General features: G+C 67.5%; 15 protein-coding genes. 4 read left to right on the top strand and 11 right to left on the bottom strand.

Going from position 1 to position 11,191, the window contains the following annotated elements; translation table 11 throughout:
• Nucleotides 1-15: 15 nt before the first annotated feature.
• The 4 genes from ACW173_RS02415 to ACW173_RS02400 form a co-directional block, all read right to left on the bottom strand.
• Entirely contained in the window at nucleotides 16-2,070 is a 2,055-nt protein-coding gene (locus ACW173_RS02415; RefSeq protein WP_492083304.1) for a phosphocholine-specific phospholipase C, read from the bottom strand.
• A gap of 89 nt (nucleotides 2,071-2,159) precedes the next feature.
• A complete protein-coding gene (locus tag ACW173_RS02410) occupies nucleotides 2,160-3,260 on the bottom strand; it encodes a Zn-dependent alcohol dehydrogenase (RefSeq protein ID WP_492083303.1) in 1,101 nt (366 codons plus the stop codon).
• 87 nt (nucleotides 3,261-3,347) lie between these two features.
• Nucleotides 3,348-3,644 (bottom strand): putative quinol monooxygenase, encoded by a 297-nt coding sequence (locus ACW173_RS02405; RefSeq protein WP_492083302.1) that lies wholly within the window; start codon nucleotides 3,642-3,644, stop codon nucleotides 3,348-3,350.
• A gap of 63 nt (nucleotides 3,645-3,707) precedes the next feature.
• Entirely contained in the window at nucleotides 3,708-4,505 is a 798-nt protein-coding gene (locus tag ACW173_RS02400) for a type 1 glutamine amidotransferase domain-containing protein (protein ID WP_492083301.1), read from the bottom strand.
• A 116-nt stretch (nucleotides 4,506-4,621) separates the two neighbouring features.
• Between ACW173_RS02400 and ACW173_RS02395 the strand changes: the two genes are divergently transcribed.
• A complete protein-coding gene (locus ACW173_RS02395; protein WP_492083300.1) occupies nucleotides 4,622-5,533 on the top strand; it encodes a LysR family transcriptional regulator in 912 nt (303 codons plus the stop codon).
• Here the strand turns inward: ACW173_RS02395 and ACW173_RS02390 are convergent.
• On the bottom strand, nucleotides 5,530-6,009 hold the full coding sequence (locus ACW173_RS02390; RefSeq protein WP_492083299.1) for a chemotaxis protein CheW: 480 nt from the start codon (nucleotides 6,007-6,009) through the stop codon (nucleotides 5,530-5,532). The two genes, ACW173_RS02395 and ACW173_RS02390, sit on opposite strands and share 4 nt — an antisense overlap.
• A gap of 191 nt (nucleotides 6,010-6,200) precedes the next feature.
• Between ACW173_RS02390 and ACW173_RS02385 the strand changes: the two genes are divergently transcribed.
• Both ACW173_RS02385 and ACW173_RS02380 read left to right on the top strand, forming a co-directional pair.
• Nucleotides 6,201-6,575, top strand: coding sequence for a hypothetical protein (locus ACW173_RS02385; RefSeq protein WP_492083298.1), 375 nt, complete (start codon nucleotides 6,201-6,203; stop codon nucleotides 6,573-6,575).
• Between the two features lie 135 nt (nucleotides 6,576-6,710).
• Nucleotides 6,711-6,938: a hypothetical protein gene (locus tag ACW173_RS02380; protein ID WP_492083297.1), complete on the top strand. Its 228-nt coding sequence runs from the start codon at nucleotides 6,711-6,713 to the stop codon at nucleotides 6,936-6,938.
• Between the two features lie 25 nt (nucleotides 6,939-6,963).
• Here the strand turns inward: ACW173_RS02380 and ACW173_RS02375 are convergent, their stop codons facing one another.
• The 5 genes from ACW173_RS02375 to ACW173_RS02355 form a co-directional block, all read right to left on the bottom strand.
• On the bottom strand, nucleotides 6,964-7,269 hold the full coding sequence (locus ACW173_RS02375; RefSeq protein WP_492083296.1) for a hypothetical protein: 306 nt from the start codon (nucleotides 7,267-7,269) through the stop codon (nucleotides 6,964-6,966).
• A gap of 208 nt (nucleotides 7,270-7,477) precedes the next feature.
• Entirely contained in the window at nucleotides 7,478-8,035 is a 558-nt protein-coding gene (locus tag ACW173_RS02370) for a bactofilin family protein (RefSeq protein WP_492083295.1), read from the bottom strand.
• A 74-nt stretch (nucleotides 8,036-8,109) separates the two neighbouring features.
• Nucleotides 8,110-8,355 (bottom strand): DUF2188 domain-containing protein, encoded by a 246-nt coding sequence (locus tag ACW173_RS02365; RefSeq protein WP_492083294.1) that lies wholly within the window; start codon nucleotides 8,353-8,355, stop codon nucleotides 8,110-8,112.
• Nucleotides 8,356-8,442: 87 nt separating this feature from the next.
• Nucleotides 8,443-9,453: a cobaltochelatase subunit CobS gene (gene cobS / locus ACW173_RS02360; RefSeq protein ID WP_492083293.1), complete on the bottom strand. Its 1,011-nt coding sequence runs from the start codon at nucleotides 9,451-9,453 to the stop codon at nucleotides 8,443-8,445.
• Between the two features lie 78 nt (nucleotides 9,454-9,531).
• Nucleotides 9,532-9,906: an RcnB family protein gene (locus ACW173_RS02355; RefSeq protein WP_492083292.1), complete on the bottom strand. Its 375-nt coding sequence runs from the start codon at nucleotides 9,904-9,906 to the stop codon at nucleotides 9,532-9,534.
• Nucleotides 9,907-10,042: 136 nt separating this feature from the next.
• Here ACW173_RS02355 and ACW173_RS02350 point away from each other — a divergent pair, with 136 nt between their 5' ends.
• Nucleotides 10,043-10,762, top strand: coding sequence for a phosphatase PAP2 family protein (locus ACW173_RS02350; protein ID WP_492083290.1), 720 nt, complete (start codon nucleotides 10,043-10,045; stop codon nucleotides 10,760-10,762).
• On the opposite strand, the gene ACW173_RS02345 is transcribed toward ACW173_RS02350, so the two are convergent.
• The gene (locus tag ACW173_RS02345) at nucleotides 10,731-11,171 is read right to left on the bottom strand and encodes a hypothetical protein (RefSeq protein ID WP_492083289.1); all 441 of its coding nucleotides are present in this window, start codon (nucleotides 11,169-11,171) and stop codon (nucleotides 10,731-10,733) included. The two genes, ACW173_RS02350 and ACW173_RS02345, sit on opposite strands and share 32 nt — an antisense overlap.
• Nucleotides 11,172-11,191: the final 20 nt, after the last annotated feature.

Genomic DNA, 11,191 nt, shown 5'->3' with positions numbered 1-11,191 from the left:
CTAACGCGGCGCGGGTTAGAGCGTCAGCATAGCCGTCCCGCCCATCAGCGGATCGCTGATCGAGTCCTTGCCGGTCTCCACCCGTCCGGCCAGGCGCCGCACCCAGGTCGGGTCGTCGTCGCGGCGGATGGTCAGGTCGTACCAGCCCTGTCTGGTGGCGAAGGCCCGCGCCTGCGTCGCGCCGGCGCCCTTCAGCGTGACGCGCCAGGGCGCGGCGCCGTCGACGGAGAGGATGCGCGGTTCGCGGCCGGTGTTGCTCAGGGTCAAAAGCACCCGATCGCCGTCGGCGCGCGCGGTGACCTCCACGCCCGCCAGCGCGCCGGCGAAGCGGCGATGGAAACCGTTCGGGCCCAGCACCCACAGGTCGTGGGCGCCGGCCGGCCAGACGTCTTCCAGCCAAGCCTTGGGACCGACCGTGTAGCGGCGCGGAACCGCGTCCAGCCGCAACTGGTCGTAGACATGGATCACCGCCGCCTGCGCGCCGCTGTTGGCGAAGCTCAGCGTCATGGCTCCATCCTTGACCCGTCCGTCCACGGCCAGGGCGTAGGGCAGGGCGCGCGAGGGGCGGGTCCCCTTATCCTGCACCGGGGCGACCATCGTGGTCGGCGTCGGTGGCTTGGTCTCCGGCAGCTTGGCCGCCCGGGCGGCGGTCTCGGCCACTGACGGCAGCGGGGCGAACGGCTTGTGGTTCGGCGTCCTGAAATCGAAGCACGAGGTCAGGTCGCCGCACACCGCCCGCCGCCACGGCGCGATGTTCGGCTCCTGCACGCCGAAACGCGTCTCCAGAAAACGGATCACCGAGGTGTGGTCGAAGACCTGGCTATTGGCCCAACCGCCCCGGCTCCAGGGAGAGATCGCGTACAGCGGCACGCGCGGCCCCAGACCGTAGGGCCGGTTCATCAGGTCGTCGCGCTCGGCCTTGGCCTCGGTCGGGTTGCGCACCGTGTGGTGCATGCCGGCCAGGTCGATGGTCGAGCCGCCGATCAGCTTGCCGTCCGCATCCTTCGACGGTGGCGACGGCGGCGGCATGTGGTCGAAGAAGCCGTCGTTCTCATCGAAATTCACGATCAGCACCGTCCGCGCCCAGACCTTGGGATCGGCGGTCAGGGCGTCGATCACCCGGGCGGTGTAGTCAGCGCCCTGAGCCGGGCTGGAGGGGCTGGGGTGCTCGGAGTCGGCGGCCGGGGCGATGATCCACGACACCTGCGGCAGGCGGCCGGCGACGACGTCCTCGCGCAGCTTGTCCAGATGCCAGGTCGACAGCGCCAGGTCCTTCAGGCGCTTGTCCGAGCCCGGCACGTCCTTGTAGGCGTCACGATAGACCTTGAAGCCGGCCAGTGGGTTGTCGGTGAAGTTGTCGGCCATGTCCTGGTAGATCCGCCAGGAGACGCCGGCCTTCAACAGTCGCTCTGGATAGGTGGTCCAGGTGTAGGACTCCGCCGCTCCGCCCTGTTCGGCGAAGTTGTCGTGTGAGTTCGAGATCGACGGTCCGCCCTGCGTTCCGGACGGGTCGTTGGTCCCGGTCCACAGGAACAGGCGGTTGGTGTTGGTGCCGGTCTGGGTCGAGCAGTGATACGCGTCGCAGAGGGTGAAGGTCTCGGCCAGGGCGAACTGGAACGGGATGTCGGCCCGCTCGAAATAGCCCATCGACCACGGCTCCTTGGAGTCCGGCCAGCGATCCATGCGGCCCTGGTCCCAGGCGTCCTGGGCGTTGGTCCAGCTGTGCGGCGTGCTCTCGACCCGCATGTGGGCGAAGGTCTTGGTGGTCTCCAGCGGGAACGGCGCCAGCAGCTGGTCCTTGTAGGCTTGGGTGAAGACCGAGGCGCCCTTGCGAGAACCCTTGTCACGGACGGGCGCGGGGAAGCGGTCGCCGAAGCCGCGCACTCCGGCCAGCGTCCCGAAGTAGTGATCGAAGCTGCGGTTCTCCTGCATCAGGATCACCACGTGCTCGACGTCCTTGATGGTGCCGGTGCGCACGTCGGCGTCGATGGCCGCCGCCTTGGCCAGGGCCGGCGGCAAGGCCATCGCGCCGATGGCGGCGAGCAGGGCGCGGCGGTCGAGCTGGGGCATGGCGAGGCTCCGATGAAACTGCGTCGGAGCTAACACGCCTGTCTGGTCAGTGATGTGACAACTGGACTAGACCAGACGCTTTTGGGCGATCAATCAAACACGATCACTGACCGCGCCAGCTCGCCGCGCTTCAGCTCGTCGAACGCGCTGTTCACGTCCTCCAGCCTGATCCGCCGCGAGATCAGTTCGTCCAGCTTCAGCTTGCCGTTCATGTAGAAGTCCACCAGTCGCGGCATGTCGACCGGGAAGCGGTTTGAGCCCATGTAGCTGCCCTGGATCCGGCGCTCGCCCAGGAAGTCGACGCCGTGCAGCTCGATCTTGACGCCGACCGGGATCATGCCGATCACATTGGCCGTGCCGCCCCGGCGCAGCATCTTGAACGAGGCTTCCGCCGTGGCCTTCAGGCCGATGGCCTCGAAGCTGTGGTGGACGCCGCCGCCGGTCAGCTCGACCACGGCCTTGGCGATGTCGTCGACCGCCGAGGCGTCGATCACGTCGGTCGCGCCGAAGGTCTTGGCCAGCTCCAGCTTGGAGGCGAAGCGGTCGATGGCGATGATCCGGCCCGCGCCGGCGATCGCCGCGCCGTTGATGGTGGCCAGGCCCACGCCACCGCAGCCGATCACCGCCACGGTCTCGCCCGGCCGGACGTTGGAGGTGTGCATCACCGCCCCGACCCCGGTCATGACCGAGCAGCCGATCAGGGCGGCGCGGTCGAACGGCATGTCCTTACGGATCGCCACGCAGGCGTGCTCGTGCACCAGCATCATCTCGGCGAAGGAAGACAGATTGAGGAACTGGGCCATCGGGCCGCGTTCTCCCCCGAGATCCTCTTTGAACAGGCGTGGCTCGCCGCCCTTGGGGCGCTTGGTCTCCGGGCTGATGCACAGGTTCATGTGCCCGGTCAGGCAGACCTCGCAGTGGCCGCAATAGGGGTTGAGGCAGGTGATGACGTGGTCGCCGACCTTCACGGTGCGGACCTCGCTGCCGACCGCCTCGACGATCCCGGCGCTCTCGTGACCCAGCACCGCGGGCAGGGGGTGGCTGTAGGAGCCTTCGACGAAGTGCAGGTCGGAGTGGCAGACGCCGGCCGCCTTCGTGCGGATCAGCACCTCGCGCGGGCCGGGCTTGCCGATGGCCACGGTCTCGATCTCGAGGGGCTTGCCCACCTCGCGCAGAACAGCGGCCTTCATGCGTCTCTCCCGTAAATTTGTGGGGAGACTAGCGTTCGGCGAGGGGGCAGCGGAAGAGGAAATTCGAACAAATGTTTGGAGAGGGTGTCAGGCGACCTCGATAGGATCGGCGACCAGGGCGGTGCGCTCGGCCAGGTCGTTGATCCGGGCGAAATAGTCCTGGAAGTGCGGCGTCTGGCGGTGGGCGGCCACGGCGGCGTTGTCGATGTACAGCTCGTCCAGCACGAAGCGCGTGGCGTCGGCCTGGTCGCGCCAGATGTCCCAGCGCAGATTGCCCGGCTCGGCGCGGCTGGGGGCGACCATGCCGGAGAGCAGGGTCCACAGCGCTTCGGCCTTGCCCGGACGGGCGGTTAGGATGGCCACGATCTTCACGGTGTTCGACATCGTTCAAGTTCCTCGTTCAGAGACCGGGCGGCCGGTGCGACCGACCGCCCAGGCTGTCAGGGATTAGGCCGCCACCAGCGACCGGTCGAGCGCGGCGATCAGTGTCGCGGCCAGGGGGTGGTCCGACCGGGGGTTCTGGCCGGTGATCAGCTCGCGGTCCTCGATCACGTTCGGCTCGAAATCGACCGGGTTGGTGATGACCTTGCCGCCCGCGATCTCCAAGGCGTCGGCCACGGTGAAATAGAGCTTGTCGTGCAGGATGTGGTCCTCGACGACCTTCTCCTCGGTGTTGGAGAAGATGGTCATGTTGTATCCGGCATATTGCCAGCCCTTGGCCAGGTCGGCGGCCTTGGCGGTGTCGCCGGCGATCAAGGCGGCGCGGAATTCGACCGCGTTCTCCATGGCCGAGGCGATGGCGATCGGGCCGTGGCACAGCAGGGCCGTCGGCTGACCGCGTTCGTGGAAGTGGCGCAGGATCAGGCCGGTCTCGGCGTCCTGCATCAGGTCCACGCCGGGCGCCTGGCCGCCGGGCACGAACACACCGGCGAAGCTGTCCAGGCCCTCGCCGATCACCGAGCGCAGGGTGCGCGGCCGGTTCATCGCCGGATCGCTCTCGTAGAAGGCCTTGGCCCGCTCATAGGCGCCCTGGTCGCTGTCGAAGTGGTCGGCGCTGTCCGAGGCCGGATCGATATGCGGCTTCGTGCCATTCGGCGTGGCCAGCACGATCTCGTAGCCAGCGGCGACCAGCGCCATGGCCGGCACGACGGTTTCGTTCAGATATTGGCCGGTGGCGCCCGTGCCGCCACGGACTTCGATCCGGGTGGCGTTCGAGCCGATGATGAGAACTTTGCCCTTAGACATGATGGCCTCCTGAGCCGGTGGTTGGCGTCCTCTCGGGACAGGCCAAACATGCGCTCGGACCATGTATTTCAGAACTTTATTGATGTGATTTTAGATATCCATCAAAGTGATATCTAATGCGGTACGACCTCAATCTCCTGCCGATCTTCGTGGCCCTAATGGAGGAGCGCAGCGTGACCCGCGCCGCCCAGCGCCTGGGGATCACCCAGCCGGCCCTGTCCAACGCCCTGGCGCGCCTGCGCGTGACGATGCGCGACCCGTTGTTCATCCGTGAGCGCTACGGCGTACGGCCCACCCAGATGGCCGAGGAGTTGGCCCCCGTGATCGCCGCGGCGCTGGCCCGGCTGGACGACGCGATCCTGGGCCAGCAGGACTTCGATCCCGCGCGGGCCCAGCGGCTCTTCACGATCGCGCCCAACAGCTATGTCGAGTTCGTGCTGGCCCCGGCGATCGTGGCGCGGCTGCGCGAGCGGGCGCCGGGGATCAAGCTGCGGCTCATGCCGTTCGGCAACGACCTGACCGAGACGGGGGTGATGTCGGGCGACACGGCGATGGTGCTGGGGCGCATCGTCGACCCGCCGGACAATCTGGTTGTGCAGCACCTGATGGACGAGGGCCTGGCCTGCGTGGTGCGGGCAGACCATCCGGAGATCGGCGAGGCGATCTCGCGCGAACAGTACGAGCGACTCAAGCACGTCAACGTGCTGCCGCCGGGCCGCATGCGGACGGGCCTGTTCCAGGCGCTGGATCAGAGAGGACTGCGGCGCGAAGTGGCGGTGTCGGTCACCCATTTCCTGGCGGTGCCGGAGATGGTCGCGGCCACGGACTATTGCGCGACCCTGCCCAGCCTGATCTGCCGCCACCTGATGCGGGATCCCCGGCTGAAGGTGCTGTCAGCGCCCGTCGACCTGGGGACTTTCCCGGTGCAGATGGGCTGGCACGTGCGTTATCGGCAGGATCCGGCGCACCGCTGGCTGAGGGCGCTGATCGCTGAGGTCGCGACGAGCGTGGTCGGCAAAGCGGCTTAGGCCGCCGCCATCATCGCCTGTTGGCGTTCCGGCAGGATGCGGCTGACGGCCAGAAGGACCGTCATGTCGCCTTCGCCGGAGGTGATCACGGCCGACACCAGCGGGGAGTCTTCGCCATCGCCCAGGGCCGGCGGCGCGTTGATGTGCTCGGCCTCGACGGTGAAGCTGTCGCAGACGGCGTCGACCAGCAGGCCGGCGACGTCGTTCTGGTTCTCGACCACGATGATCACCTGGCGCGGGCCGTCTTCCGCCGCGCCCTTGCCCAGGCGCCACGACAGGTCGATGACCGGCATGACCTGGCCACGCAGGTTGATGACGCCGCGCACATAAGGCGGAGCCTCGGGCAGCGGGGTCGGCGGGGTGACGCCGCGGATCTCGCGAACGGCGCTGACGGGAACGCAATAGGTCTGGGCGCCAACCTCGAACGACAGGACCTGCAGGGCCTGGCCTTGGGCGTACGACACGGTGCTGGACATGGCGGTCTCCGTAGCGCGAGGGCCGCTTGGAACCCCCGTTCGAGGCCACCCTGGCGCAAAAAGGTGAACAAACCGGTTCCGCCGGCCGTTGAATTATTCCGTTCAGGCGCCGTTCAGGCAGGAAGTCCGATCGTCCCTGTGACGCTGGACGACGCGAAGGGCGCCGGGAAGCGAAACCCAAGGAGGGCATCATGGCCCACAAGCTGTTCAGCTCGATCGGCAAGATCGCCGCCGGCGCGGCGGTCGTGTCCCTGGTGGTGGCGACGAGCGCCTCGGCCGATCCCCGCCACTATCGCCGTCACCACGACCGTGGCGGCGACACCGCCGCCGTCGCGATCGCCGCCGGCATCGTCGGCCTGGCCGTTGGCGCAGCCATTTCGGACGGCAACCGCAACGATCGTTACGATGACCGTTATTACGGCCGTCGCGCCTACGCCCCGCCGCCCCCGCCGCGCTACGGCTACGGATACGCCCCGCGTCCCTACTATGGCGACCGCGAGTGCTGGACGACCCGCGACTACGATCGCTACGAGGGCGTCTATCGCGAGCGGACTGTCTGCCGCTAAGCCGAAAAGGCCGTGAAAATGATCAAAGCCCCGGACCGACGTCCGGGGCTTTTTCGATGTCCCGAAATGGGGACTCGACTCTCTTGCGCGATGCGAACAAAAAAGGAACATTACTGCCGACCGCAGGAGGCCGTCATGTCGCTCGCCGCTGAATATCCTATCTGTCAGAGCCCGTTCGGGGCTGGCCTCGCGCTTGCCGAGGACCGGCTGGACATCGCCGAGGCCGTGCTGGCCGGCGCCTGGCGCACCTTGCGCGCGGCGGGGTTCGGCGAGGCCGAGGTCCAGGCCCTGTTCGACCAGATCGCCGACCGGCCCGAAGACCTGGCGCGGCGTCTGCGCAAGATGGCGAACGCGGCGGGCTGAGCCGTTTTGGTACAAAGCGGATCGGTTAGTGCAGCCGCTCCAGCAACGCCCGCAGGATCTCCGCCCGCTGGGCCGTGTCCACCCCGATGCGGCCCGCCAGTTCGCGGATGCCGGCGGGATAGGCCTCGCCGCCGTCGGCGATCGACTTCGCCTGATCGGCTAGTTTGCGGAGGTCGCGGTCCAGGCGCTCGACCTCTTCGCGAGCCAGAAGGCGGGCCTCGTTCTGGAGGCGCTTGACGCGTTGGGCGGTGGACTCGGGACCGCGTCCCAGGTCGTAGACTTCCGCCACGCCCGAGACGGGCGGCACGATCTTCAACGGCTTGCCGGCCATGGATTTGGGCTCCTCGATCCGGGCTGGTTCGCGCCAACCCACACCGTATCAAAGCCCGGCTTAGCGCCAGTGTTCCGTCGGGTTTCCCAAAAGCGGAACCGCGTGGCCGCCGCGCCACACACCAGCTTGATAGCCGAAAGTGGCTGCTGCTTTCGGTGGCCATCAGGCTCCAAAAGCAAGGCGCGGCGCCGAAAAAGGCGTCAGAATCCTAGTGGGACACGTGGCTGTAGGGCGTCTGCGAAGCCGACGGCGCGGTCGGGGCCGGCTGCGGCGCGGCCTGCTGCGGGGCCGGAGCTTGCTGCGCGTGAGGCTGCGGCGCGTGGCCCTGCGGTTGCGGCGGGGCTGGGCGGCGGAACTTCAGGCTGCGGCCCTGGAACTCCGCGCCGGTCTCCATGGCCAGCTGCTCGTGGGTAATGTCGCCGTCCACGCGCGAGGTGCCGTACAGGCGCACCGCCTGGGCGGTGACCGCGCCGATGACCAGGCCGTGGATCTCGATGGCCTGGGCGACGATCGAACCCTCGATGCGGGCATTGGGGCCGACCACCAGCTTGCCCACCTTGACGTCGCCCAGCACGGCGCAGTCGACATGGACCTCGACGTCGCCGACGATGTCGCCGCGAACGGTCAGGCCTTGCGAGAACAGCGAGGCGGGCTTGGGGCGGGTGGGCGCCGGGGCGACCGGCTGCGACTGGACCTGGGGCGCCGCCGGGTGCGCCAGCGGAGTCAGGGCCAGCGACGCGGGGGCTTCTTTCTTCTTGGCGAACATCGGCGGCGACCTTGTCTCAAAATGGGCTTCAGGAAGCTCTGCGCGGCAAGATCAGGGCCAATTTCCGAACGAGGCTATTCGGCGTCCCGCACATGGGTGGTCGGACGATCGTCGCCGGACGCGACCTCGCCATGCCAGACGGCGTTCTTGTCCTCGTAGGTAATGCCTTCGGTCTCGCCGGGCTGTTCTTGCTCGGCCGCGGCGGTCTTGGCCGCCTTCAGCGCCGCGTCATGCGTCGGAAATGTCTCGGAGAAGGTGTCGCCAACCTTGTAGGCCCAGCCGCCGTCGTGTTCGACGATGGTGTAGGTGATGTCGGTCATGGAGCGTCTCCGAGAAGTGTCGCAGGTCAACGGACCGCCAGTAGAGGTGGTTCCGATGACGCTGTCTTGTCGGAAATACGCGAGCCCTTAGGCCACCTTCACCCGCGCCGCGCTTTCCGGCAGGTCCGTGCCGAACGCGCGCTGGAAGAACTCGGCCACCGTGGGGCGTTCGAGTTCGTCGCACTTGTTCAGGAAGGTCAGGCGGAAGGCCAGGGCCACGTCGTGATCGAAGATCTCGGCGTTCTGGGCCCAGGTGATCACGGTGCGCGGGCTCATGACGGTCGAGATGTCGCCGTTCATGAAGGCGTTGCGGGTCATGTCGGCGACGCGAACCATGGCGGCCAGGGTGCGCTTGCCCTCGGCCGTGTCGTACGAAGGGTTCTTGGCCAGCACGATGGCGGCTTCGACGTCGTGCTCCAGATAGTTCAGGGTCGTGACGATCGACCAGCGGTCCATCTGACCTTGGTTGATCTGCTGGGTGCCGTGGTAGAGGCCGGTGGTGTCGCCCAGACCGATGGTGTTGGTCGTGGAGAACAGCCGGAAATACGGATTGGCGCGGATGACACGGTTCTGGTCCAGCAGCGTCAGCTTGCCGCCGGCTTCCAGCACGCGCTGAATCACGAACATCACGTCCGGGCGGCCAGCGTCATATTCGTCGAACACCAGGGCGATCGGGCGCTGCAGGGCCCAGGGCAGGATGCCTTCGCGGAATTCGGTGACCTGCTTGCCTTCCTTCAGGACGATGGCGTCCTTGCCCACCAGATCGATACGCGAGACGTGGCTGTCCAGGTTCACGCGAACCAGCGGCCAGTTCAGGCGCGCGGCGATCTGCTCGATGTGGGTCGACTTGCCGGTGCCGTGATAGCCTTGGACCATCACGCGGCGATCCTTGGCGAAGCCGGCGCAGATGGCTTTCGTCGTCTGCGGGTCGAACTTGTAGGCCGTGTCGATCTCGGGGACGTGCGCGTCGCGGTGCGAGAAGCACGGGACCTTCATGTCGCTGTCGACGCCGAACGCGTCGCGGAGCGTCACCCACTTGTCAGGGACCAGGGTGATCAGGGGATCGTTGGCGGAGCTGGTGTCGGCGAACTCGGGCATGTCCACCGGATTAGCGCTTTGACCTAGGGTGAGGGAAGGGGGCGCCGCGATGCGGCGTCCCCTCGAGACCCATTTTTTTTAGCGGTTGGCCAGGATCACCGAGGCGATCAGGCCCGTGGCGACGGCGGCCAGGACGTACTGGTCGTCCACACGCTGCCAGCGATAGCCGCGCGGCGGGGCGCGCAGGCCGTGGCGACGATAGTCGCTGACATAGTAGCCATTGCCGCGGTAACGGGCGTCCAGACGCTGGCCCTTGGCCCAGCGGCGGTATTCGCGACGGTCCTGGCGGTTTTCGGCGCGAGCTTGGTCGCGACGGCCATTCTCGTAGGCGCGGTCGCGGCTGTCGTAGCGACCGTTGTTGTTATGGTCGCGACGCCAGTCCTGGGCGGAAGCGGCGCTGGCGCCGCCGGCCAGCATCAGAACGGCGAGCGAAGCGGTAATCAGGCGTTTCATGTTCGGGTCTCCTTTGAAGAGAAGTCGAACCTACAAGGTCCAACATGGTCGGAACCTGAACGGCCTTGGTCAGCTTAAGTTCATGTTTCAAAAGAGAAATGTTGTAGCCTGAACCCGCCGCCCAGGAGTTATCCGCTTGATCCGTATCGCCTTTCGAGGACTGCTGGCCGCCGCCCGACGCGAGCTGGGCGCTACCGGGGCCCTGCTGATCGTGGCCTTGGGCGCCTGGGGCTTCCTGTCGATCGCCGACGAAGTGGCCGAAGGCGAGACCCGGGCGCTGGACATGGCGGTGCTGCGAGCGCTGCGAGTCGACAGCCAGCCACACGAACTGGTCGGGCCTCAGTGGCTGCACCTGGCGGCGACCGACATCACGGCGCTGGGATCGGTGGCGGTGCTGGCCCTGCTGATCCTGATGGCCTTCGCCCTCTTGGCCAGTTTGCGGCGCTGGACCGAGGGCCTGCTGCTGATCGCGGGCGCGGGCGGGGGGCTGGTCATCAGCCAGACCCTGAAGCGAGTGTTCGAGCGCGAGCGGCCGGACCTTGTCTATCGGGCGGTGGAGGCGGTCAACGCCAGCTTCCCGTCAGGCCACGCCATGCTGTCGGCCGTGGTGTTCCTGACCCTTGGCGTTCTGGCCGCGCGCTTCGCCGACAAGCGACGGGTCAAGGTGCTGGCGATGGTGTCGGCGGTCCTGATCAGCCTGCTGGTGGGGATCAGCCGGGTCTATCTGGGCGTCCACTGGGCCAGCGACGTGCTGGCCGGCTGGTGCGTGGGCGCGGCCTGGGCCATGACCTGCTGGTTCGCGGCGTTCCTGGTCCAGAGGCGGTTCAAGCCGTCTTCGGTTTCGGGCGCCACCTGAGTTCCAGGGTCGTCCACACCGCGCCGACGAAATCGACGAGCCCCACGGCCAGCCAGGCCTTGGGCAGCCAGTCCAGCAGCACGAACGCGCCGATCACCACCAGCGAGAACACCCGCAGCACCACCGAGGCCCGCATGTAGGTGCGCTGCCCCGTCCAGCCGGCGACATGGTAGCCCATGGCGTAGGCTAGGAGGACTAGGCCCGCGAACCGCACCCAGGGCAGGGAGGTCGCGTCGACATGGGCGTCAAGCAGGTGCAGCACCTGGCGCGGCGCGACGGCCAGGGCCAGGCCCGCGGTCGAGATCAGCCCGCCCCAGAACCAGATGCTCCACGGCTTGCCGAACGGAACGGGCGTCACCGGCGTCGGCGGCTCGGCTGGGGCGCGCCATTCGCGATCGCTGTCGGTCATCGAAGAGTCGTCCCTCGCCC

This window comes from Caulobacter sp. ALps2, from assembly GCF_058681635.1.
The sequence above is the reverse complement of the archived record's forward strand: the minus strand, read 5'-3'. Positions and strand labels throughout refer to the sequence as shown.

What these genes read in the sequence shown, in the direction of transcription:
- ACW173_RS02415 (WP_492083304.1), bottom strand. Translation starts at nt 2,070, where the DNA reads ATGCCCCAGCTCGACCGCCGCGCCCTGCTCGCCGCCATCGGCGCGATG.
- ACW173_RS02410 (WP_492083303.1), bottom strand. Translation starts at nt 3,260, where the DNA reads ATGAAGGCCGCTGTTCTGCGCGAGGTGGGCAAGCCCCTCGAGATCGAG.
- ACW173_RS02405 (WP_492083302.1), bottom strand. Translation starts at nt 3,644, where the DNA reads ATGTCGAACACCGTGAAGATCGTGGCCATCCTAACCGCCCGTCCGGGC.
- ACW173_RS02400 (WP_492083301.1), bottom strand. Translation starts at nt 4,505, where the DNA reads ATGTCTAAGGGCAAAGTTCTCATCATCGGCTCGAACGCCACCCGGATC.
- ACW173_RS02395 (WP_492083300.1), top strand. Translation starts at nt 4,622, where the DNA reads ATGCGGTACGACCTCAATCTCCTGCCGATCTTCGTGGCCCTAATGGAG.
- ACW173_RS02390 (WP_492083299.1), bottom strand. Translation starts at nt 6,009, where the DNA reads ATGTCCAGCACCGTGTCGTACGCCCAAGGCCAGGCCCTGCAGGTCCTG.
- ACW173_RS02385 (WP_492083298.1), top strand. Translation starts at nt 6,201, where the DNA reads ATGGCCCACAAGCTGTTCAGCTCGATCGGCAAGATCGCCGCCGGCGCG.
- ACW173_RS02380 (WP_492083297.1), top strand. Translation starts at nt 6,711, where the DNA reads ATGTCGCTCGCCGCTGAATATCCTATCTGTCAGAGCCCGTTCGGGGCT.
- ACW173_RS02375 (WP_492083296.1), bottom strand. Translation starts at nt 7,269, where the DNA reads ATGGCCGGCAAGCCGTTGAAGATCGTGCCGCCCGTCTCGGGCGTGGCG.
- ACW173_RS02370 (WP_492083295.1), bottom strand. Translation starts at nt 8,035, where the DNA reads ATGTTCGCCAAGAAGAAAGAAGCCCCCGCGTCGCTGGCCCTGACTCCG.
- ACW173_RS02365 (WP_492083294.1), bottom strand. Translation starts at nt 8,355, where the DNA reads ATGACCGACATCACCTACACCATCGTCGAACACGACGGCGGCTGGGCC.
- cobS (WP_492083293.1), bottom strand. Translation starts at nt 9,453, where the DNA reads ATGCCCGAGTTCGCCGACACCAGCTCCGCCAACGATCCCCTGATCACC.
- ACW173_RS02355 (WP_492083292.1), bottom strand. Translation starts at nt 9,906, where the DNA reads ATGAAACGCCTGATTACCGCTTCGCTCGCCGTTCTGATGCTGGCCGGC.
- ACW173_RS02345 (WP_492083289.1), bottom strand. Translation starts at nt 11,171, where the DNA reads ATGACCGACAGCGATCGCGAATGGCGCGCCCCAGCCGAGCCGCCGACG.